Source organism: Amycolatopsis sp. NBRC 101858 (genome assembly GCF_030269325.1).
In the GTDB taxonomy this organism is placed as follows: Bacteria; Actinomycetota; Actinomycetes; order Mycobacteriales; family Pseudonocardiaceae; genus Amycolatopsis; species Amycolatopsis ponsaeliensis.
Genome location: NZ_BSTD01000006.1, coordinates 829,416 through 850,326, shown reverse-complemented (window position 1 = coordinate 850,326; position 20,911 = coordinate 829,416). Strand labels below are relative to the sequence as shown.

General features: G+C 71.7%; 23 protein-coding genes. 14 read left to right on the top strand and 9 right to left on the bottom strand.

Annotation, left to right across the window (positions count from 1 at the left end):
• Positions 1 to 34: 34 nt before the first annotated feature.
• Positions 35 to 979, top strand: a complete 945-nt coding sequence (gene ctaC, locus QSK39_RS43200; RefSeq protein WP_285483576.1) for an aa3-type cytochrome oxidase subunit II — start codon at positions 35 to 37, stop codon at positions 977 to 979.
• A gap of 32 nt (positions 980 to 1,011) precedes the next feature.
• Positions 1,012 to 1,437, top strand: coding sequence for a cytochrome c oxidase subunit 4 (locus QSK39_RS43195; protein ID WP_285483575.1), 426 nt, complete (start codon positions 1,012 to 1,014; stop codon positions 1,435 to 1,437).
• Here the strand turns inward: QSK39_RS43195 and QSK39_RS43190 are convergent.
• Positions 1,385 to 2,317 carry a DMT family transporter gene (locus QSK39_RS43190; RefSeq protein ID WP_285483574.1) on the bottom strand — a complete coding sequence of 311 codons (933 nt, stop codon included), beginning with the start codon at positions 2,315 to 2,317 and terminating at the stop codon, positions 1,385 to 1,387. The two genes, QSK39_RS43195 and QSK39_RS43190, sit on opposite strands and share 53 nt — an antisense overlap.
• Before the next feature lie 83 nt (positions 2,318 to 2,400).
• On the opposite strand from QSK39_RS43190, the gene QSK39_RS43185 reads away from it, so the two are divergent.
• Positions 2,401 to 3,354: a GlxA family transcriptional regulator gene (locus QSK39_RS43185; protein ID WP_285483573.1), complete on the top strand. Its 954-nt coding sequence runs from the start codon at positions 2,401 to 2,403 to the stop codon at positions 3,352 to 3,354.
• 153 nt (positions 3,355 to 3,507) lie between these two features.
• Here the strand turns inward: QSK39_RS43185 and trpD are convergent, their stop codons facing one another.
• The 3 genes from trpD to QSK39_RS43170 all read right to left on the bottom strand — a co-directional run bounded on the left by trpD (position 3,508) and on the right by QSK39_RS43170 (position 5,433).
• Positions 3,508 to 4,542 (bottom strand): anthranilate phosphoribosyltransferase, encoded by a 1,035-nt coding sequence (gene trpD / locus QSK39_RS43180; RefSeq protein ID WP_285483572.1) that lies wholly within the window; start codon positions 4,540 to 4,542, stop codon positions 3,508 to 3,510.
• 5 nt (positions 4,543 to 4,547) lie between these two features.
• Positions 4,548 to 4,958 carry a hypothetical protein gene (locus QSK39_RS43175; protein ID WP_285483571.1) on the bottom strand — a complete coding sequence of 137 codons (411 nt, stop codon included), beginning with the start codon at positions 4,956 to 4,958 and terminating at the stop codon, positions 4,548 to 4,550.
• Positions 4,959 to 5,019: 61 nt separating this feature from the next.
• The gene (locus QSK39_RS43170) at positions 5,020 to 5,433 is read right to left on the bottom strand and encodes a ribonuclease E inhibitor RraB (protein WP_285483570.1); all 414 of its coding nucleotides are present in this window, start codon (positions 5,431 to 5,433) and stop codon (positions 5,020 to 5,022) included.
• A 95-nt stretch (positions 5,434 to 5,528) separates the two neighbouring features.
• Between QSK39_RS43170 and ctaE the strand changes: the two genes are divergently transcribed.
• The 4 genes from ctaE (at position 5,529) to qcrB (ending at position 9,873) form a co-directional block, all read left to right on the top strand.
• Entirely contained in the window at positions 5,529 to 6,152 is a 624-nt protein-coding gene (gene ctaE, locus QSK39_RS43165; protein ID WP_086681061.1) for an aa3-type cytochrome oxidase subunit III, read from the top strand.
• 66 nt (positions 6,153 to 6,218) lie between these two features.
• The gene (gene qcrC / locus QSK39_RS43160) at positions 6,219 to 7,037 is read left to right on the top strand and encodes a cytochrome bc1 complex diheme cytochrome c subunit (protein WP_285483569.1); all 819 of its coding nucleotides are present in this window, start codon (positions 6,219 to 6,221) and stop codon (positions 7,035 to 7,037) included.
• Positions 7,034 to 8,200, top strand: coding sequence for a cytochrome bc1 complex Rieske iron-sulfur subunit (gene qcrA / locus QSK39_RS43155; protein WP_285483568.1), 1,167 nt, complete (start codon positions 7,034 to 7,036; stop codon positions 8,198 to 8,200). The genes qcrC and qcrA overlap by 4 nt, the downstream gene beginning before the upstream one ends.
• A complete protein-coding gene (qcrB, locus tag QSK39_RS43150; protein WP_285483567.1) occupies positions 8,197 to 9,873 on the top strand; it encodes a cytochrome bc1 complex cytochrome b subunit in 1,677 nt (558 codons plus the stop codon). Before qcrA ends, qcrB begins: the two co-directional genes overlap by 4 nt.
• Before the next feature lie 50 nt (positions 9,874 to 9,923).
• Here the strand turns inward: qcrB and QSK39_RS43145 are convergent, their stop codons facing one another.
• The 3 genes from QSK39_RS43145 to QSK39_RS43135 are packed head-to-tail and all read right to left on the bottom strand — an operon-like array spanning position 9,924 to position 11,169.
• A complete protein-coding gene (locus QSK39_RS43145) occupies positions 9,924 to 10,115 on the bottom strand; it encodes a YdeI/OmpD-associated family protein (protein WP_284750246.1) in 192 nt (63 codons plus the stop codon).
• Positions 10,112 to 10,393, bottom strand: a complete 282-nt coding sequence (locus QSK39_RS43140; protein WP_285483566.1) for an Lrp/AsnC family transcriptional regulator — start codon at positions 10,391 to 10,393, stop codon at positions 10,112 to 10,114. The genes QSK39_RS43145 and QSK39_RS43140 overlap by 4 nt, the downstream gene beginning before the upstream one ends.
• A gap of 41 nt (positions 10,394 to 10,434) precedes the next feature.
• Positions 10,435 to 11,169 (bottom strand): maleylpyruvate isomerase family mycothiol-dependent enzyme, encoded by a 735-nt coding sequence (locus QSK39_RS43135; RefSeq protein ID WP_285483565.1) that lies wholly within the window; start codon positions 11,167 to 11,169, stop codon positions 10,435 to 10,437.
• Between the two features lie 44 nt (positions 11,170 to 11,213).
• On the opposite strand from QSK39_RS43135, the gene QSK39_RS43130 reads away from it, so the two are divergent.
• Entirely contained in the window at positions 11,214 to 12,119 is a 906-nt protein-coding gene (locus QSK39_RS43130) for a MerR family transcriptional regulator (protein WP_285483564.1), read from the top strand.
• A gap of 204 nt (positions 12,120 to 12,323) precedes the next feature.
• Here the strand turns inward: QSK39_RS43130 and QSK39_RS43125 are convergent, their stop codons facing one another.
• A complete protein-coding gene (locus tag QSK39_RS43125; protein WP_285483563.1) occupies positions 12,324 to 14,027 on the bottom strand; it encodes a DEDD exonuclease domain-containing protein in 1,704 nt (567 codons plus the stop codon).
• Positions 14,028 to 14,169: 142 nt separating this feature from the next.
• Here QSK39_RS43125 and QSK39_RS43120 point away from each other — a divergent pair, with 142 nt between their 5' ends.
• From QSK39_RS43120 to QSK39_RS43105, 4 genes are all read left to right on the top strand, one after another.
• Positions 14,170 to 15,558 (top strand): NYN domain-containing protein, encoded by a 1,389-nt coding sequence (locus QSK39_RS43120; protein ID WP_285483562.1) that lies wholly within the window; start codon positions 14,170 to 14,172, stop codon positions 15,556 to 15,558.
• A 67-nt stretch (positions 15,559 to 15,625) separates the two neighbouring features.
• The gene (locus QSK39_RS43115) at positions 15,626 to 15,880 is read left to right on the top strand and encodes a hypothetical protein (RefSeq protein WP_284750252.1); all 255 of its coding nucleotides are present in this window, start codon (positions 15,626 to 15,628) and stop codon (positions 15,878 to 15,880) included.
• 416 nt (positions 15,881 to 16,296) lie between these two features.
• Entirely contained in the window at positions 16,297 to 17,349 is a 1,053-nt protein-coding gene (locus QSK39_RS43110) for a C40 family peptidase (RefSeq protein ID WP_285483561.1), read from the top strand.
• A gap of 82 nt (positions 17,350 to 17,431) precedes the next feature.
• On the top strand, positions 17,432 to 18,598 hold the full coding sequence (locus QSK39_RS43105) for a glycosyltransferase family 4 protein (protein WP_285483560.1): 1,167 nt from the start codon (positions 17,432 to 17,434) through the stop codon (positions 18,596 to 18,598).
• Here the strand turns inward: QSK39_RS43105 and QSK39_RS43100 are convergent.
• A complete protein-coding gene (locus QSK39_RS43100; protein WP_285483559.1) occupies positions 18,586 to 19,209 on the bottom strand; it encodes a nucleoside/nucleotide kinase family protein in 624 nt (207 codons plus the stop codon). The two genes, QSK39_RS43105 and QSK39_RS43100, sit on opposite strands and share 13 nt — an antisense overlap.
• 64 nt (positions 19,210 to 19,273) lie before the next feature.
• On the opposite strand from QSK39_RS43100, the gene QSK39_RS43095 reads away from it, so the two are divergent.
• The gene (locus QSK39_RS43095; protein ID WP_285483558.1) at positions 19,274 to 19,687 is read left to right on the top strand and encodes an SRPBCC family protein; all 414 of its coding nucleotides are present in this window, start codon (positions 19,274 to 19,276) and stop codon (positions 19,685 to 19,687) included.
• A 20-nt stretch (positions 19,688 to 19,707) separates the two neighbouring features.
• Complete coding sequence (locus QSK39_RS43090) at positions 19,708 to 20,910, top strand: cytochrome P450 family protein (protein ID WP_285483557.1); 1,203 nt, start codon at positions 19,708 to 19,710, stop codon at positions 20,908 to 20,910.
• The last annotated feature ends 1 nt before the right edge of the window (position 20,911 follow it).

The following is a 20,911-nucleotide window of genomic DNA, read 5'->3' as shown; positions in this document are numbered from 1 at the left end:
TCGTAGGAGGCTCTGGGTGAAAGGGCGAGGCGCAGTGGGACAACCCAAGCGCACCCTGGGGAAGCGGACCGCGCGCGTCGCCGCGCTGGCCGTGCTGGTCGCGCTGACCGCGACGGGCTGCTCCGGCGACGAGATCCTGCGGTTCGGCTGGCCGGTGGGCGTCACGCGCCAGGCGAACGAGATGCGCACGCTGTGGACCTGGACCGTGGTGGCCGCGCTGGTCGTCGGCGCCATCGTGTGGGCCCTGATCTTCTGGACCGCGACGTTCCACCGCAAGAAGAAGACGGCCGACGGCGAGCCGGAGGAGCTGCCCCGGCAGTTCCAGTACAACATCCCGCTCGAGCTGTTCACGGTCGTCGTCCCGACGATCATGGTCTGCGTCCTGTTCTTCTTCACCGCGACGACGGAGTCGAAGGTCCTGGACAAGATCCCGAACCCGGACGTCAAGGTCCAGGTCGTGGCCTTCCAGTGGAACTGGGAGTTCAAGTACGAGGACGCGAACGCCGCGAAGCCCGACGGCAGTGGCCAGGTCAGCACGGTCGGCTCGTCCGGCGAGATCCCGCTGCTGGTGCTCCCGGTCGGCAAGACGATCCAGTACGACCTGATCTCGACCGACGTCATCCACTCCTTCTGGGTGCCGGAGTTCCACTTCAAGCGGGACGTCTTCCCGAACCCGGACAAGAACAACCAGGACAGCTCCTTCCAGAACACGATCGACCGCGAAGGCTCCTTCGTCGGCCGGTGCGCGGAGCTGTGCGGCACCTACCACTCGGTGATGAACTTCGAGGTCCGCGCCCTGTCGCCGGACAAGTACGACGCGTACATCGCGCTGCGCAAGCAGGTGAACCCGGCCACCGGCCAGACGTTCACCGCGTCCGAAGCCCTCACGAAGATGAACTGCGGCGAGCTGTGCACCCCGCACGCGGTCACCACCCAGCCGTTCAACACCGACCGCACGGCGCGGACCGCGTCCAACTGACGCCGCCGGTACACAGGGAGTAGGAAAGACCCATGAAGGTCGAAGCGCGCATCTTCTTCATCGTGGCGGTCTTCGCCGTGATCATGGCGGGCGTGTACTGGGCGTGGGCCGTGCTGGACCCCCGCTTCGGCGGCCGGCCGGAGCCGGTGGGCATCGTCTCGCTGATCCTGACCGGCGGCCTCGCGTTCCTCGCCGGCAGCTACATGCAGTTCGTCTCCCGGCGCATCGAGCCGCGCCCTGAGGACCGCGAGGACGCCGAGATCAGTGACGGCGCCGGCGAGCTGGGCTTCTTCAGCCCGGGCAGCTACTGGCCGGTCTCCATGGCGGCCACCGCCGCCCTCGCCGCGCTGGCGCTCGCGTTCTTCCACATCTGGCTGCTGGTCATCGCGCTGGTCGCGCTGCTGATCACGATCGGCGGGCTGGTGTTCGAGTACCACACGGGTCCGTCGCACGACTGACCTGCGCATTCCTCGCTGACTGGCCGCCCCGCTGAGGACTCAGCGCGGCGGCCAGTACTGCGAGCATGCCCAGCGCCTCCGGCCAGGTCGGGCGGTGGCCGTAGAACGCGACGTCCACCAGTACCGCGACCACCGGGTAGAGATAGGACAGCAGCGCCACCGTCGTGGTCGGCAGCTTGCCGATGCTCGCGTACATCAGCACGTACATCAGTGCGGTGTGGACGGTGCCCAGCAGCACCAGCCAGAGCAGGTCGCGCGGGGCCGTCGGCAGTGGCGTGACGAGCAGCACCGGCGCCAGCAGGACCGCGCCCACCGTCGTCTGCACGGCCGCGAGCAGGTGCGGGCGGATGTGCTTCAGCTGCTTCGCGACGAAGGACGCACCGGCGTAGAGCACGGCCGCGCCGAGCGCCAGCCCGATCCCGGCGAGCTGGACGGGTTTGCCGTCCTCGCCGTGCGCGGACAGGGAGATCAGGGCCACGCCGCCGAACGCGATCGCGGCCCGGACCAGGTGGCTCTTGGCGACCTTCTCGCCGAGGAACGCCGCCGCCAGGCCGACCAGGATGAGCGGCTGGGTGTGGTAGACGACCGTGCTGACCGAGATCGACGACAGCGCGTAGGACGCGAACAGCAGTACCCAGTTGCCGACGAGGAACAGTCCACCGAGGACGGCCAGCCCGAGGTCGCGCTTCGACGGTCGCCAGGCGGGCAGCCAGCCGCGGGCGAGGCACCAGAGCACCAGCAGCGCCCCGCCGACGAAGCAGCGGGCGAAGGCCACGGCGGGGGCGGCCGCGCCGCTCTCGAGGACGACGGCGCCGATCGTGCCGGACATCGCCATCGCCGCGGACCACTGGAGCAGCGGGCGGGTTTCGGAGTTCGTCATGGTGACCAGGTTCGTCCGGTCGTCCTCGGCCGACCAGTGTCAGAGATGACAACGGCCGCAAAACTTGTGACATGCTGGCCGGCATGGACGTCAACCGGGTCGCGGTGGTGCTCGCGGATCACGTTTCGCCGTTCGAGCTGGGGGTCGCGTGCGAGGTGTTCGGCACCGACCGCAGTGCCGACGGCATCGAGGGCTGGGAGTTCGGGGTCTGTTCGCCCGCGGGTGCCGCGGTCTCGAGCTGGTCGGGCTTCGGGCTGACCGGGCTTCGCGGCTTGGACTTCGCGGCGGCGGCCGACCTGCTGATCGTGCCGACGTGCGCGCCCCGGACGGCGGCCCCGCCGGCGCCGGTGCTGGACGTCCTGCGTGACGCGGCGGCGCGGGGCGCGTGGGTGGCGGGGTTCTGCGCGGGCGTGTTCACGCTGGGCTACGCGGGCCTGCTCGACGGCCGCCGCTGCACGGTCCACTGGGTGTACGAGGCGGAGTTCCGCGCCCGCTTCCCGACGGCGGTCGTGGACACCCAGGCGCTGTACGTGGACGACGGCGGGGTGCTGACGAGCGCGGGCACGGTGGCGGCGGTGGACCTGTGCCTGCACCTGGTCCGCCGGCTGCGCGGCGTCACGGCGGCGACGACGCTGGCCCGCCGGATGGTGGCGGCGCCGTTCCGGGCGGGCGGGCAGGCGCAGTTCGTCCAGGCACCGGTGCCGTCGGCCCCGGACGACTCGGTGGTGGCGGAGGCCCTGGAGTGGGTGGAGCGGCGGCTGGACCAGCCGTTCACGGTGGCCGAGCTGGCCCGGCGGAGCGGCGTGGGAGAACGAACGTTCCTCCGCCGCTTTTCCGCGGCGACGGGGACGACGCCGCACCGATGGTTGACGGAGCGGCGGCTGGACCGGGCCCAGGCGTTGCTGGAGGAGGGCCGGCTGTCGGTGGAGGACATCGCGACGGCGTGCGGGTACGCCTCGGCGGCGGCGCTGCGGCACCAGTTCAGCCGGTTGCGGGGGACTAGTCCGACGTCGTACCGGACGGCGTTCCGCGGCTGAAGCTTGTCAAGCCCGCGCCGGCCGAAACCGCTGAGTTGTCCACATCGGCGCCGGCCGTCCACAGATTTCGCGAACGGCGGTTGCGGGCCACCAGCGCCGATAGACTGGACAAGGGCACGCCCCCCAGGAGGAGGGCGGGGAGCGCGCTCTCGCTCAGCCGAAGGCGATCCAGCGCTCCAAAAGGGCCGCCGCCGCCCCGGAATCGATGGCCTGGGCCGCCCGGGTCAACCCGGTGCGCAGATCGTCCTCGAGGGACTCCGAGAACCCGCTGAACGCCGCCAGCGCCGCCGCCGCGTTGATCAGTACCGCGTCCCGGACCGGGCCCGGCTTCCCGCCGACCAGCTCACGGACCACCTGGGCGTTCGAAGCCGCGTCGCCGCCGCGCAGGTCCTCCGCCGTGGCCCGCGGGATGCCCACGGATGCCGGGTCGAACGTCGTCCGGGTCACCTTGCCGGCCGACACCACCCACACCGACGAAGTCGTCGTCGTCGTGATCTCGTCGAGGCCGTCGTCGCCGCGGACCACCAGTGCCGTCGTCCCGCGGCGGGCGAACACCTCCGCCAGCACGTGCGTCTTGTCCTCGTACGCGCAGCCGATCAGCGCGCTTCCCGGCTGGGCCGGGTTGGTCAGCGGGCCGAGCAGGTTGAACGTCGTCGGGATGCCGAGCTCGCCGCGGACCGGGCCCGCGTGCCGCAGGGCGGGGTGGAACGCCGATGCCAGGAAGAATCCCACCCCGACCTCGGTGAGGCTGCGCTGGACCTCTTCCGGGGGCAGCGAAATCGTGACGCCGAGCGCCTCCAGGACGTCCGCCGCGCCGGACTTCGACGACGCGCTGCGGTTGCCGTGCTTGGCCACCGGGGCGCCGGCCGCCGCCGTGACGATCGTCGCCATCGTCGAGATGTTCACCGAGTTCGAGCCGTCGCCGCCGGTGCCGACGATGTCGACGGCCGGGCGGTCCAGCTCGACCCGCCGGGCGTGCGCCAGCATCGTGGCCGCCATGCCCGAGATCTCCGAAGGCGTTTCGCCCTTCGCGCGCAGCGCCACCGCGAACCCGGCGATCCGGGCCGGGCTCGCCGCGCCGCTCATGATCTGGTCCATCGCCCACGCCGTGTCCTCTTCGGACAGGTCGACGCGGGCGACGAGCTGCTTGAGCAACGGCGGCCAGGTGCGGGGGACCGGGGTGGTCACCGGGCTCAGCCGTTCACGACGGGGACCCGTCGCGCGCGCAGCACGTCGGCGACGGTTTCCGCGGCGGTCAGCGGGTCCAGCGGGTGCACCAGCACGGCGTCCGCCTGCGACCACGTCGCCAGCCACCGGTCGTCCCGGCGGCGCACCGCGACCACGATCGGGGGACAGTCGGCGATTTCGCTCTTCAGCTGCCGGCACAGGCCGATGCCACCGGTCGGCTGCGCTTCGCCGTCGAGGATCGCCAGGTCGACGTTCCCCGCGTCCACCTCGGACAGGACGTCCGCGATCCCGGCCGCCTCGACGTAGTCCACGCGCGCCAGGTCGACGGCAGGCCGCCGGCCGACCGCGTTCACGATCGCTTCGCGCACCTCAGCCTTGTGGCTGAACACCAGGACCCGCACCGACTGCTCGGCCATTTGAGCTGCCTCCGTCTCATTGCCGCACGACTCGCCCCGATCGTATCGGCCGAGACCGACATCACGCGGGCGCCTCCGGCTGGAGCGCGTCCCAGCCCAGCGCGTCGCCGCCGAGCCGCTGCGCCAGCCCCGCCATCCGGGACCGTTCCTGGGCGCAGTGCAGGGCGTCGAGCACCTGGACGCGCACCGCGTGCACCCGCACCGGACCGTCCGAAGGTGACACTTCTCGCAGGTCGTAGCCGTCCTGGGCGAGGATCGACGCCGCTTCGGCCACCCGGTCGGGCGGCAGGAGCAAGTGGTGCCGCAGGACGGCCGGTGCCGTGCTGACCCAGGCGGGTGAACCGGCGAGGACGGCCGAGTCCGCGACGACCGGGTCGAAGGCCTCGGCGACGATCTCCAAACCGGGCGAATCAGCGGTCAGACCGGGGCTTTCGCGCTTCTTGACCAGGTCAAGCAGCCGGTCGAGTAAACCCATGAGTAGCTCTCACCTTCCCGGGCATCCGGTGTGATCGGTTACGCAGACGGCTCGCCGTGGACCCACCCGGCGGAGCGGTGGTGCGAGAGGACATAATGCGACGCGTGACAACGGCAGCTCCCACCATCAGTCAGCGGGTCCACTCGCTGAACCGGCCGAACATGGTCAGTGTCGGCACCATCGTGTGGCTGTCCAGCGAGCTGATGTTCTTCGCCGGACTGTTCGCGATGTTCTTCACCGTCAAGGCGCAGAACTCCTCCGGCCAGTGGCCGCCGCCGTTGCACGGCGAGGAGTTCCACCTCAACGTGGCGTACGCGATCCCGTTCACGGTGATCCTCGTGCTGTCCTCGCTGACCTGCCAGTTCGGCGTGTTCGCCGCCGAGCGCGGCGACGTCTACGGGCTGCGCCGCTGGTACATCATCACGTTGATCATGGGCGCGATCTTCGTCGGCGGCCAGGCCAACGAGTACCACAACCTCGTCGAAGAGGGGATGACGATCCCGTCCGGCCCGTTCGGCACGGTCTTCTACCTCGCGACCGGGTTCCACGGCCTGCACGTCATCGGCGGGCTCATCGCCTTCGTGTACCTGCTCATCCGCACGAAACTGAGCAAGTTCACGCCCGCCCAGGCCACGTCGGCGATCGTCGTGTCCTACTACTGGCACTTCGTCGACATCGTGTGGGTCGGCCTCTTCGGTGTGATCTACCTCCTGCCGTGAGGCAGCCACACCCAGCCGCCACCACCTTCACCATCGGCCTGAACTGACAGCAAGGGTTGCCGCAAGATGACCACCAGCACGAAATCCTCGGAGCGCCGCTACCGCGCGCGGTCGAAGCTGCGGAGGCGGTTCGCCGGCCTGCTCGCGCTCGGTATCGCGCTGGTGGGCGCCGGCGCCCTGTACGCCGTGTTCGCCCCGGAGCCGCAGACCGCGCAGGCCCAGGGCACGCCGGCGCAGCTGCGCCTCGGCGAGCAGGTCTACAACAACACCTGCATCGCGTGCCACGGCGCGAACCTCGAGGGCGTGCAGGACCGCGGCCCGAGCCTGATCGGCATCGGCGACGCCGCGGTGTACTTCCAGACCTCCTCGGGTCGCATGCCGGCCTCGCGCCAGGAAGCGCAGATCGAGCGCAAGCCGCCGAAGCTGACCGAGGCCGAGATCGACGCGGTCGGCGCCTACATCCAGGCGCACGGCGGCGGCGCCCAGCGTCCCGCCGAGAAGGGCGAGGCCCTGCGCGGCTCCGACCCGGCCCGCGGTGGCGAGCTGTTCCGCCTCAACTGCGCCTCGTGCCACAACTTCACCGGCCGCGGCGGCGCGCTGTCCGCCGGCAAGTACGCGCCGAACCTGGACCCGGCCAGCGAAGAGCAGATCTACACGGCCATGCTCACCGGGCCGCAGAACATGCCGAAGTTCTCCGACCGGCAGCTGTCGCCGGAGGAGAAGAAGGACATCGTCGCCTACGTGAAGTCGGTGTCCGACGGCAACAATGACCCGGGTGGTAACGGCCTCGGCGGGGTCGGCCCCGCTTCGGAGGGCGTCATCGCCTTTATCGTCGGGATCGCCGCGCTGATCGGCGTGACGTTGTGGATTGGATCGAAGGCATGAGTGCCGAGGGGCCTAAGCCGCCGACGGAGGCGGAGCTGGCGGAGATGGACCGCGACCAGCTGGTCAAGCTGGGCGGCGCGCTCGACGGCGTCGAGATCGTCGAGTACCCGACGCCGTGGCCCGTGGAGGGCACCCGCGCGGAGAAGCGGGCCGAGCGCCTGGTGGCGTTCTGGTTCGGCCTGTCCGCGCTGGCCGGGATCGGGTTCGTCGTCTCGCTCATCTGGTGGCCGTGGCAGTACGAGGCGCCGGACAACGAGAGCGCCCACTTCTGGTACAGCCTCTACACCCCGATGCTCGGCATCACGCTCGGCCTGGCCATCCTCGGCCTGGGCATCGGCGTGATCCTGTACACGAAGAAGTTCGTGCCCGCCGAGGTCGCGGTGCAGGAGCGCCACGACGGTGACGGGCAGGGGTCGGCCGAGGTCGACCGCCAGACGATCCTCGCGCACCTGGCCGACGCCGGGAGCCGCAGCACCATCGCCCGCCGGTCGCTGGTCAAGCGCTCGGCGATCGCCGGGGCCGGCGCGCTCGGCCTCGCTGCCGCGGCGCTGCCGCTCGCGTCCTTCATCAAGGACCCGTGGAAGGACACCGACAACCGGGCGTCGCTCTGGCACACCGGCTGGCAGCCGAACTTCCCGGGCGAGAAGGTCTACCTGCGCCGCAACACCGGCAAGCCGGTCGAGGTGGAGCACGGCAAGCAGACCGAGATCGCGCTGGTCAAGGCCGAGGACCTCGACGCCGGCGCCATGGAGACCGTCTTCCCGTTCCGCGAGTCCGAGCGGAACGACCAGGAGGCCCTGGCGGCCGCGCTGACCCGGATCGACAACCCGGTCATGCTGATCCGCCTGCGCCCGACCGACGCCGCCAAGGTGGTCAAGCGGGCCGGCCAGGAGGACTTCAACTTCGGCGACCTGTACGCGTACACGAAGATCTGCAGCCACGTCGGCTGCCCGACCTCCCTGTACGAGCAGCGGACCAACCGGATCCTGTGCCCGTGCCACCAGTCGCAGTTCGACGCCCTCCACTACGGCAAGCCGATTTTCGGCCCGGCGACCCGTCCGCTGGCCCAGCTACCGATCACGGTGGACGAAGAGGGATACTTGATCGCGCGAGGCGACTTCATCGAGGCCATCGGTCCGGCCTTTTGGGAGCGTAAGTCATGAGTTCACTCACCACGCCGACCAAGGGCGCGAGTGCCGTCGAAAAGGCGCTGGGCACCGCCGCGAACGACGCCGACCAGCGGTACCACGCGGCCAAGGGCCTGCGGCACCAGCTGAACAAGGTGTTCCCGACCCACTGGTCGTTCCTGCTGGGCGAGATCGCGCTCTACAGCTTCATCATCCTGCTGCTGACCGGGGTGTACCTGACGCTGTTCTTCGACCCCTCCATGCAGGAGGTCGTCTACCAGGGCAGCTTCAAGAACATGCAGGGCCTGGAGATGTCGCGGGCCTTCGCCACCACGCTCGACCTGTCCTTCGACGTGCGCGGCGGCCTGTTCATGCGGCAGCTGCACCACTGGGCCGCGCTGATCTTCGTCGCGGCGATGGCCGTGCACATGCTGCGGATCTTCTTCACCGGGGCGTTCCGGCGCCCGCGTGAGGCCAACTGGGTGATCGGCGGGCTGCTGCTGATCCTGGGCTGCTTCGAGGGCTTCTTCGGCTACTCGCTGCCCGACGACCTGCTCTCGGGTACCGGTATCCGCGCGACCCTGTCGGGGATCGTGTTGTCGGTGCCGGTGATCGGCACCTGGATCCACTGGGCGTTGTTCGGCGGGGAGTTCCCGGGTGATCAGATCATCCCGCGGTTGTACACGCTGCACATCCTGCTGCTGCCGGGCATCATGCTCGCCCTGGTGGGGGCGCACCTGGCGCTGGTGTGGTACCAGAAGCACACCCAGTTCCCGGGGGTGCGGCGCAAGGAGACCAACGTCGTCGGCGTCCGGATCATGCCGTACTTCGCCCTCAAGGGCGGCGCGTTCTTCACGCTGGTCGTGGGCGTGCTGGCGCTGATGTCGGGGCTGTTCCAGATCAATCCGGTGTGGAACTTCGGCCCGTACAACCCGGCGCAGGTGTCGGCGGGCTCGCAGCCCGACTGGTACATGGCCTGGGCCGACGGCATGCTCCGGATCTGGCCGGCCTGGGAGGTCTACCTCGGGAACTACACGATCCCGGCGGTGTTCTTCCCCGGCGCGGTCGGCATGCCGATCCTGATCGGCCTGCTGCTGGTCTACCCGTTCCTCGAGCGGAAGCTGTCCAAGGACACCGCGCACCACAACCTGCTCCAGCGGCCCCGGGACGCCCCGGTCCGCACGGCGCTGGGCGCGATGGCGCTGGGCTTCTTCATGGTCATCGAGCTGTCCGGCTTCAACGACATCATCGCCGACAGCTTCGACATCTCGCTGAACGCGACGACGTGGGCGGGCCGGATCGGCGTGCTCATCGTGCCGCCGATCGCCTACTACCTGACCTACCGGCTCTGCCTGGGCCTGCAGCGGGCCGACCGCGAGGTGCTGGAGCACGGCGTCGAGACGGGCATCATCAAGCGGCTGCCGCACGGTGAGTTCATCGAGATCCACCAGCCGCTCGGCGGCGTCGACAGCCACGGCCACGCGCTGCCGCTCGAGTACCAGGGCGCCTCGGTGCCGAAGAAGATGAACAAGCTGGGCTCGGCGGGCCACGCCGTGCCGGGCACGTTCTGGTCGCCGGACCCGGCCGAGGAGACCGTCGCGCTGCAGCGGGCCCACGGCAACGGGCACGGCAACGGCAACGGGAACGGCCAGCACGGCGAGATCGAGAGCGTGGAGACGGCCGAGGCCGCGAAGCACTCCGACCACTAGTTCCACCCACGACGAAGGCCACCTCCCGCGGGAGGTGGCCTTCGTTCGTTTCAGCTCTTGCCGCTCTCGCGGAGCCGTACGACGGTCTTCTGAGCCCGTGAGACGCGCGTTTCGGGCTTCTTGGCCTCCGCCACCCACTGGACGTATTCGCGCCGGTGTGAGGGCGGCAGGGCCTCGAACGCGGCCTTCGCGTCCGGCGCCGCGGCGAGGGCGTCGGTCAGCTCGGCCGGGAGCTCGCTCACTCCTCCGCGCCGATCGCGAAGGCCTGCTCGGTGTCGGCTCGGGAGTACGACCGGAACGCGATGTGCGTGACGGTGTCCAGCACGCCCGGCACCTTCCCGATCCGGCCCGGGATGAGGTCGGCCAGCTCTTCGTGCGCGGACACCTTGACGGTGGCGATGAGGTCGACGTCCCCGGCGCACGAGTAGACCTCGCCGACGCCGTCGATGTCGGCGATCGCCTGCGCCGCGTCCGGGATCGCGTCCGCCTCAACCTGGATCAGCACGATCGCGGTGATCACCTGGGTCCTCCAAGACTCGACTGCGGGTGTCGCCCGCGATCCTAGGCCGCGGTGTGCGCCAGCCAATGGTCAGCCAGGGCGCGGTCACCGGTGATGGTGACGTCGCCGGCGGGCCGTCGCCGGGTGAGGACGAGCAGCAGGTCCTGGACGGGGCCGGTCAGCGTGACGTCGGCGGGGCTCGTTTCCCGGGTCCACCGGACGCCTCGTCCGCGGGTGATCAGCCAGCCTTCGCCGTCTTCCGGGCGGAGCTGGAGCGTCTGGCCGGTGCCGTGCAGCTCGGCGAAGCCCGGCCGGAGGCTCGCCGTGACCGGGTCGGACAGCACCTCCAGCCACTCGCCGATCGCGTCGGCGGCCAGGTCCGGGGCGATTTCGACGGTGGTTCCGGTCGTGAGCGCCGCGTCGGCGTGGTGGATCGTGGTGTCGTGGAGCATCCGGCGCAGCCAGAACTTCGCCGGTTGCTCGCCGAAGAACGTCCAGACCGGCGTTTCGCCCGCGTCCAGGACCGTCTTGGCGAGGTCGTCGGCGCCCCGGCGGAGCCAGTCGGCCCAGGCGTCCGGGGCGCCGGGGTCGGCGTCGAGCGGGTCGGGGACCGGCGACGGCCCGGACCGGACGATGCCGGCGGACCAGCGGTGGGCCTGGCCGATGTGGCCGACGAGCACGCGCAGCGGCCAGTCCGGGCAGGTGGGGACGCGGGCGTCCGGGTCGGCGCCGGTGACGGTCTCGGCGAACGCGGCGGTGCGGGCGTGCAGCGCCTCGGCGAGTTTGGTGGTGTCCATCGCCGTACCGTAGGAATTCCACCCGGCTGGAGGTTCGACCGAAGGTGACCGAAGACACACTGGGGATCGGCGACCTCGCGCGGCGGACGGGGGTGCCGGTCCGCACGATCCGGTTCTACTGCGACGAGGGGCTGCTGGAGCCCGCTCGCAGCGTCGGCGGCCATCGCCGGTTCGACTTCGGGGCGGTCGACCGGTTGACCCTGGTCCGGCGGCTGCGCGGGCTCGGGCTGGGGCTGCGGTCGATCACCGACGTCCTGACCGGCGCTCGTTCGCTGGACGAGGCCGTGGCTTCCGAGCGCACGGCCCTGGACCGCGAGATGGCGACGCTGGCCTGGCGGCGGTCGGTGCTGCGGGCGGTGGAGGAGTCGTCGCCGGCGGACCGGGCGGCCCGGCTCGAGCTGCTGTCGGCGGTGCAGGACGGGTTCGCGGCGCACGAGGCGCTGGTCCGCCTGTGGCACCCGATGACGACGGGCCCGATCCCGCCGGACACGGCCCGCATGTTCCTCGACATCAGCGCGCCGCGGCCACCGGAGCGGCCGTCGACGGGGCAGGTGGTGGCGTACGCGTCGCTGGTGGTGCTGGCGGCGGACCGCACGCTGGCCGGGCACGTCCGGGCGAGCACGTTGCTGGGCGGTGACCGGGTGGCGGACTTGGGTGCGCTGCACGCGGAGGTGGCGGAGGCGTGCTCGCTGGCGTTCGGGCCGGTGGCTTCGGGAGCGGCGCCGTCGCCGGGGCCGGCGCTGGACCGGTTCGTGGCGGCCCACGCGGCGGCGGTGGGGGCGGGGGACACGCTCGAGTTCCGCCGGGCGTTGAACATCCGGACGGCGCCGGACCGGGATCCGCGGGTGCGGCGGTACTGGCGCTTGGCGGGCGAGGTCACGGGGGAGACGGCGCCGATGGGGGTCACGCACACGTGGCTGCTGGACGCCCTGGACCGCTCTGTCGCCTGAACCCGGGGGAGCGGAGACCGGGCCGGTTCCCCGCGGGGTGCGGGTCAGGGAGGGAACCCGCGAGATCCGGCTCGGATCGCGCGAGTTCCGCGGTCGGGTGGGCGCCAGGCCGCGTGCCAGCGCTGCCGGGTCCGCCTCAGCTCACGTGCCAGCAGTGCCCCGGTCCGTCTCAGCTCACGTGCCTGTGCTGCCCCGGGGTCCGCCTCAGCTCACGTGCTCCAGGGAATGTGCGGTCGAAACCAGGTCCAGCCACCCCCGCCACCCGGCCACCGCGGCCGGCTCCGCCCAGGGCCTCGTCGTCCGCACCAACCTCACTCCCGGGCGGGCCAGCCAGCGCAGCAGCACCCCCACCTCCTCCGGTGGCGCTCCGTTCAACGGGCCCGGGTCGGGCAGGACCGTCTCCGCCGAGGCCACCAGCGCCTCCACCACCGGCATCGGCGGCACCCCGCGCCGGGCCACGCCCGCCGAGGCCAGGCGGCCGTAGCGGATCACCGACAGCTCCCAGCCGCCGTTGCCGTCCGGGGCCGCCGCGATCAGCTCCGCGATCGAGGCCAGCGCCGTCTGCCGGTGGGCCCGCCCCAGTGCGCGGATCAGGCCCGCCAGCTCGTCGCGGTGGCGCGCCGCCTGCTCGAAGTGCCTGCCCTCCGCCAGCCGCTCCACCTGGGCCGCCGCCACGTGCAGCGGGCGGCCGTCGAGGCCCGCGATCAGCCCCGACACCGACTCGACCGCCGGCACGTACGCCTCCACGCTCTGCCGCCCCGCGCACGGTGCTCCGCAGCGCCCCAGCTCCGCCAGCACGCACGGGGTCCCGTTCGCCGACCGGGGTGAGATCCGCTGCGTGCACGTCCGCAGCCCCGACGCCCCGGCCAGGGTGTCCGCGGTCGCCCGGGCGTCAGCCTGGTTGCGGAACGGGCCCAGCACCCCCGGCCGCGGCAGCCGGACCACCGACAGCCGCGGGAACGCCTCCTCCGTCAGCCCGATCCACCAGCCCTGGTGCCGGTTCTTCGACCGCCGGTTGTACGCGGGCCGGTGCGCCGCGATCAGCCGCAGCTCGCGCACCTCCGCCTCCAGCGCGTGCGCGCACACCACGTGGTCGACGCGCTCGGCCAGCGCGACCATCTCGCGGATCCGGCTCCGCCCCTCCGACCCCGTGAAGTACGTCCGCACCCGCCGCCGCAGGTCCTTCGCCGTGCCGACGTAGAGGACCTCCTCCTTCGGCCCCTTGAAGAGGTAGACGCCCGGCGCCGACGGCAGGTCCGCCGCCAGGTGCCGCTTCGCCCGCTGCGCCACCGTGACCTCGGGCAGGTAGCCCATCAGCTCTTCGAGCGAATGGACGCCCAGGTTGCCGACCCGCTCCAGCAGCCCGTGCAGCACGTCGACCGTCGCGCGGGCGTCGTCGAGCGCGCGGTGCGTCGGCCGCGTCCGCGCCCCGAACAGCAACGCCAGCGCCGTGAGGTTGTACCGGCCGACCTCGTCGCGCGGCACCACCCTGCGCGCCAGCCGGACCGTGCAGACGACCGTCAGCTTCGGCCACGCGTACCCGTGCCCCTCGCACGCCGCGCGCATGTGGGACGTGTCGAAGCCCGAGTTGTGCGCCACCAGCACCGCACCGCCGATGAACTCGAGGAACGCCGGCAGCACCTCCTCGATCGGCGGCGCGTCGTAGACCATCGCCTGGGTGATACCCGTCAGCGAGACGATCTGCGGCGGGATCACCGCTCCCGGGTTCACGAGTGTCGCGAACTCGCCCAGCACCTCGCCCGCGCGGACCTTCACCGCGCCGATCTCGGTGATCCCCGACGGACCCGGCGCGGCCCCGGTCGTCTCGAGGTCGAACACCACGAAAGTCGTGTCCCGCAAGGGAGTTCCGAGCTCGTCGAACGCGAGCTGGGCCTGGATCGAACTCATGTGCGGGAGACTAGGGGCGACCACCGACAGTTTTCGGGGGGTCCGGGTGGCGGTGCCCCGAATGGGCGCTGTCGGTTTTCGCTCCTTGCCGGACCGTGTGCCGCGCGGCGCGTGCCGGGGGGCCGGGGCCTACCCTGGACCAATGCACCCGCAGCCGCTCGTGCCGGAGCCGCCCGGGGACCCCGGTGGTCCCTCGGGCGTCGCGTCGCGGCCTGAGCAGGCCGAGGAGCTCGGAGAACGGCCGGATCCGGCCACCTGGCCGGCCCTCCCGGAGCCGGTCCGCGACCGGATCGCCGAGCTCTCGGCGGCCGCCGTCGCCAAGCTGCCCGCCACGGACGTGCCCCGCCAGCTGCGGCCCGTCGCCAAGTTCGCCCCGGCGAAGCGGGCCAAGCTCGGCGGTGCCGCGCTGCTCACCGCGCTCGGGGAGTCGTCCCAGTTCCGCACCGCGGTCATCGAATGGCTGCGCGAGCACCGCACCGACGCGCTCGACCCGAACGCCGCCGACTCGGTCGCCGCGGCGGCCGCCGCCGTCCTGCTGGGCGAGTCGGGCGCTGCCGGGCGGGTCCGGCTCGTCGCCAAGAACGCCGAGGAAAACGCCCTGCGCGCCGAACGCGACGCCGCGCTGGCACGCAGCCAGCGCCTCGAAGCCGAACTCACCCAGCTGCGGGTCGAGCTCGCCGACGCCAGGAAAGCCGCTGAGAGCGCGCGGGGCGAGCGCGAGGGCGAAGTCGAGAAGCTCTTGAAGCGCCTTCGCGAGCAAGGCGTCCAGCTCCGCCAAGCCAAGGACGCGGCCGAAGCGGCGTCGGCCGAGACCGCGCGCGGGTCCGCCGCCCGCGCCGACGAGATCGCCGCCCTCACCGCCCAGCTCGAGCGCGAACGCCAGCGCGTCGCCACCGAACGCGCCCGTGCCGAACGCGCGGTGGGCGACGCCGAAGTGGCCCGCCAGTCCGCCCGTGAGGCCCGTGAGGCCGACGAGGTGCGGCTGGCGCTGCTCATCGACACGATCGACGGCGCGGTCACCGGCCTGCGCCGCGAGCTCGCCCTCGGCGCCCGCGGCGCGCGGCCCGCCGACATGGTCCGCGGCGCCAGCACCGGCAGCGGCCAGGGCGGCAAGATCGCCGACGTGTCCACGTTGGACCGCTACCTGGCGCTGCCGAACGTGCACCTGATCGTCGACGGCTACAACGTGACCAAGACCGGCTACCCCGAGCTGGCGCTGGCCGACCAGCGCGACCGGCTGATCCACCAGCTGTCCGCACTGGCCGCGCGCACTTCGGCCGAGGTGACGGTCGTGTTCGACGGCGCGGGCGTGCTGTCGGTCCCGGCTTCGGTGCCCCGCGGGGTGCGGGTGCTGTTCTCCGACCGCGGGGTGCTCGCCGACGACGTGATCCGCAACATCGTGGCGGCCGAGCCCGCGGGCCGGCCGATGGTCGTGGCGACGTCCGACCGCGCGGTGGCGGACTCCGTGCGGGGCGGCGGGGCGCATCCCACGCCGTCCGCGGTGCTGGTCAGCCGCCTCTCCAGGGTCTGACCGACGGAAATTGTCGGTGGTGGCGCCTACCGTCCTCCTCAGTCAGTCCCGACGTGAGGAGGAGCACATGAACGACACCCCCGAGCTGTCCGAAGTGGACGTCTCGCACATTTCGGTTTCGGACATCGAAAGCGTCGTGGTCGACTGCGACCGCTGCGTCGTCCGGGGCATCTCCTGCCACGACTGCGTGGTGACCGTGCTGCTCGGCGCGCCACCCGCCGCGTGGGACGCCGACGAGCGCCGCGCCCTGGACGCGTTCGCCGACGCGGGGATGGTGCCCCGGCTGCGATTGGTCGAAGGACCCCTGCCGCACACGGCCTGACGCGCCCGTTTCGTGTCGGCGCGCCGAGTGGTCGATCGGATCAGGTGAACGGTAGGTAGCCGAATCGGGCCCGAAAGAAACCCCAGCGTGTAACGCCCATCACAAGTTTTCTCCGACGCTGGTCCGATGGTGTTTCGCGGCGCTACGGAGAGTTTTTGCCCTCGGGGTGGTGGACGTGGTGGCGGTCTTTTCGTAACCTGTCCGAGATCTCGTGGCCCCTGGCCGTCGATAAGGCGGCGACACGGGATCGCCGCCGGACGCAGCTTTGTCGGGAAGCTGGGAACCGGAACCACCATCGCGGGCTCACCTGTTGCGGGAGAGCGCGCGGTGCGGGACAGCGGCGAAGAGGAAACCCCCGACCTCTTCGTGCCCCGGTCCCCCTCGGCGGCCGAGACGCAAAGGAGACCCGCGCGACCGTGCAGTCGCATCCAGTAAGGCGCGTGGTTTCAGGTGCCCTCGCCGCGGCTTCGGTGATCACCCTCGTCACCGTGGCGCAGCCGTCGGCCACCGCCGCCCCCATCCCCGTCCTCCAGGCCCCGCCCACCGGTTCGGACGCCCTCGCCAAGTACCGCGACCTCGCGGCCCAGGCCGAAAAGCTCAACGAAGACCTGCTCAAGGCCCAGGACGACCTGAAGGCCAAGCAGGGTGAGCTCGACAAGGCCACCGGCGACGTCAACGCGGCGAAGGACCAGGCCGCAGTCGCGGCCGAGAACCAGAAGAAGTACCAGACCGAGGTCGACAAGTTCGCCGGCGCGTCGTTCACCAGCGGCGTCCAGCTGAACAAGCTGTCGGCGCTGCTGGCCGGGACGTCCACTCAGGACTTCCTCGACCGCTCCTCGGCCCTGGAAGTCATCGCGACCGAGAAGAACGGCGCGATGGGCAACCTCACCGGCGCCGTCCAGCAGGCCACCGATGCCACGAACAAGGCTTCCGACGCGGCGAAGCGCGCCACTGACGCGCGTGACGCGGCCGCGAAGCTGACCGATGACATCCGGGGCAAGCAGAAGGCGCTGAACGACCAGATCGACCAGCTCAAGGCGGCGAACAAGAGCCTGAGCGCGCTCGACAAGGCCCAGCAGGGTGACAAGGGTGGTTCGCCCACCGGCCTCAAGGCGCCGACCGCGGCCGCCCAGACCGCGCTGGACGCGGCGCTGAGCAAGCGTGGCAGCGCGTACGTCTGGGGCGCCACCGGGCCGAGCACGTTCGACTGCTCGGGCCTGATGCTGTGGGCCTACAAGCAGGCCGGCATCACGCTGCCGCGGTCGAGCCGCGAGCAGTCCACCTTCGGCGCCGCGGTGCCGAGGGACCAGCTCCAGCCGGGCGACCTCGTGTTCTACTACTCGCCCGTTTCGCACGTCGGCATGTACATCGGCGACGGCAAGATGGTCCACGCCCCCGACAGCGGGGACGTCGTGAAGATCTCGCCGCTGCAGAGCCAGTACGCGGGAGCGCGACGCCCGACGTCGTGACCCTGGCAGCACTCCGAAGGGGCGGTACCGCACACGCGGTGCCGCCCCTTCGCTGTCGGTGGGGGCCGCTAGCCTCAGGGGCGTGCTCAAGACCCTGCTCGTGACCAACGACTTCCCGCCGCGGCCCGGGGGGATCCAGAACTACCTGAACTCCCTCGCCACCCGGCTGCCGGCGGACGACCTGGTCGTCTACGCGCCGTCGTGGGAGTCGCGGACGGGGTCGCACGAGGAGTTCGACGCCGAGGCGCCGTTCGAGGTCGTCCGGCACCCGACGTCGCTGATGCTGCCGACGCCGGACGTTCTTCGCCGGGCGAAGCAGATCATGCGCGCGCGAGACTGCGAAGCCGTCTGGTTCGGCGCTGCCGCGCCGCTCGCGCTGCTGGGGCATTCCTTGCGCCAGGCCGGGGCGCGCCGCATCGTGGCGTCCACGCACGGCCACGAAGTCGGCTGGTCCATGCTCCCGGGTTCGCGGCAGGCGTTGCGGCGCATCGGGGACACCGTGGACGTCGTCACCTACGTCAGCCGCTACACCCGCGGCCGGTTCGCCGCCGCGTTCGGCCCGATGGCCGGGCTGGAGCTGCTGCCGTCCGGAGTGGACACCGAACTGTACAAACCGGATCCCGCGGGCCGTGCGGAAATCCGGGCGCGGCACGGGCTTTCCGACCGCCCGACGATCGTCTGCGTGTCCCGGCTCGTCCCGCGCAAGGGCCAGGACCAGCTGATCCGCGCGCTGCCGAAGATCCGCGAACGCGTGCCGGACGCGGCGCTGCTGGTCGTCGGCGGCGGCCCGTACCGCAAGGCGCTGACCGGGCTGGTCACCGAGCTGGGCCTCGACCGCGACGTCGTGCTCACCGGGTCCGTGCCGTGGGCCGAGCTGCCGGCGCACTACGCCGCGGGCGACGTCTTCGCCATGCCGGCCCGCACCCGCGGCAAGGGGCTGGACGTCGAGGGGCTCGGCATCGTCTACCTGGAGGCGTCGGCGACCGGCCTGCCGGTGGTCGCGGGCAACTCCGGCGGCGCACCCGAGACGGTGCTCGACGAGGTCACCGGGCACGTCGTCGAGGGCCGGGACGTCGATCAGCTCGCCGAAACCCTCTCCAGCCTGCTCGCGGACCCGGTGCGCGCCCGCCGGATGGGCGAGGCCGGGCGCGCCTGGGTGAGCGAGAAGTGGCGCTGGGACGCCATGGCCGCGCGGCTGTCCGGGCTGCTGGACGGCGATCCGGTGGCCCAGCGGGCTCACGGCGTGTAGAGCGCCGGGTGCCGCGGATCGTCGACGCGCACGACGACGTCGGCCAGGGAACTCGGATCGACCTCCGCCTCGTACCGCTCGTAGGCCGGGACCGCCCAGGCGTCCGGCACCCGGCGGCGCAGGGCGGCGGGGGAGAGCCACAGGTGCACCGCCAGGTCGAAGGCCAGACCGGCCCCGAGCAGCAGTTCGCCGTCGAGGAGCACGACCCCGCCTTCGGGCAGCGGCACCCGCTCGGCTCGGGTCGCGCGGTCGCGCTCGGCGTCCCACAGCGAGGGCAGGACCTCGCCGGACCCGGTTTCCCCCAGCGGGTCGAGGACTTCGCGGCGCAGGGCGCCGAGGTCGAGCCAGTCGGTGTAGCGCGCGTCGGGATCGGTGCGGCCGTGCTCGAAGCGCAGCGACGCGGGCCGCAGGAAGTCGCGCGCCGACACCCGCACGGTCGCGCGGCCGCGCAGGCGCAGCGGGCCGACCAGGGCGTCCGCGAGTTCTGTGGTTTCCGTCGCACCCGCCGCGCCGTCGACGGCGACCGCGATCCGGCGGCGCTCGGTGAGGGCGTCGATGCGTTCGGTCAGCTCTTCGGCCAGGACGGCGGGGGAAATGGGGCGGTAGCGCACAGTCGGAGATCCTGCACCCGGACCGGGGCCGGGTTTTGTCGTACCCCGATGGGATGATGCCGGCATGACTTCTTCAGTGGGGAAGACGGCCGATGTCGGGTGGAACATCGGGGTTTCCCGCACGCTGCCCTACCGCGCCGAACAGGTCTGGGACTTCCTGGTCAGCCGGGACGGCGTCGCCATCTGGCTCGGCCCCGGGGTCGAGCTGCCGCGGGAAACGGGCGCGGAGTACGAAACGGCCAACGGCACGGTCGGGGAGATCCGCAGCTTCGTCGAGGGCGACCGGGTGCGGCTGACGTGGCGGCCGAGCGACTGGGACCACGACTCGACGGTCCAGGTGCGGCTCAGCGGCTCGGGCGCGAAGACCACGCTGCGGTTCCACCAGGAATGGCTTTCGGACGCGGAGGAACGCGAGGAACAGCGGGCATACTGGCAGGACGTGACCGAGCGCGTGGTGACGGCACTCGCCGAGCGCTGAGGCTGACTGCAGGGGGCGGCATGACCACGATCGAAGTGGCGGAGGATTTCGCACAGGACGCGCACCTGTTCGCGGGGCTGCTGCGCGCGGGCGGGCCGGTGCGCCGGGTCCGGATGCCGCGCGGCCTGGACTGCTACATCATCACGGACTTCGCGCAGGCGCGGGCGCTGCTGGCGGATTCGCGGCTGCACAAGGACAACCGGCGCGCGTACGAGCTGTTCGAGTCGAAGCTCCCGGCCGGGCAGACGAACCAGGGCGGCTTCGGCGAAGCGCTCGGCCGGCACATGCTCAACACCGACCCGCCGGACCACTCGCGGCTGCGCAAGCTCGTGAACAAGGCGTTCACCGGGCGGACGGTCGCCCGGCTGCGACCGCGGATCGAGGAGATCACCGCCGAACTGCTCGACGCGCTGGCCGGGCAGGAGCGGGCCGACCTGCTGCCGTCGTTCGCCGCGCCGCTGCCCATCACGGTGATCTGCGAGCTGCTCGGCGTCGCCCCGGAGGACCGGACCGAGTTCTCCGCTTGGTCGAAGACGTTGCTGAGCTCGTCGACGCCGGAAGACGCGCAGCACGCGGCGCAGAGCATGCTGACCTACCTCACCGGCCTGGTCACGCAGAAGCGCGCCGAGCCGGCCGAAGACCTGCTGTCGGACCTGGTGCACGCGAGCGACGACGGCGACTCGCTGTCGCAGGACGAGCTGATCTCGATGGCGTTCCTGCTGCTGGTGGCCGGGCACGAGACCACGGTCAACCTGATCGCCAACAGCGTCCTGGCGCTGCTGCGGGAGCCGGAGCAGCTGGCGCTGCTGCGCGCCGACCCGTCGCTGATGCCGGGCGCGGTCGAGGAGTTCCTGCGCTTCGACGGCCCGATCCACCTGGCCACCCTGCGGTTCACCGAGGAGGCGGTCGAGGCGGGTGACGTGACGATCCCGGCGGGCGAGTTCGTGCTGATCTCGCTGCTGGGCGCGAACCGCGACGACGAGCGGTTCCCGGACGCGGACCGCCTCGACGTCACGCGCGCGGCCGGCGGGCACCTGGCCTTCGGGCACGGCATCCACTACTGCGTCGGCGCGCCGCTGGCCCGGCTGGAGGCCGAGATCGCCCTGGCCGGCCTGCTGGCGCGGTTCCCGGGCCTCGCGCTGGACGCGAAGCCGGACGAGCTGGTCTACCGGTCCAGCTCCCTGGTACACGGGCTGGAGGCCTTGCCGGTCCGCCTGCGGTGAG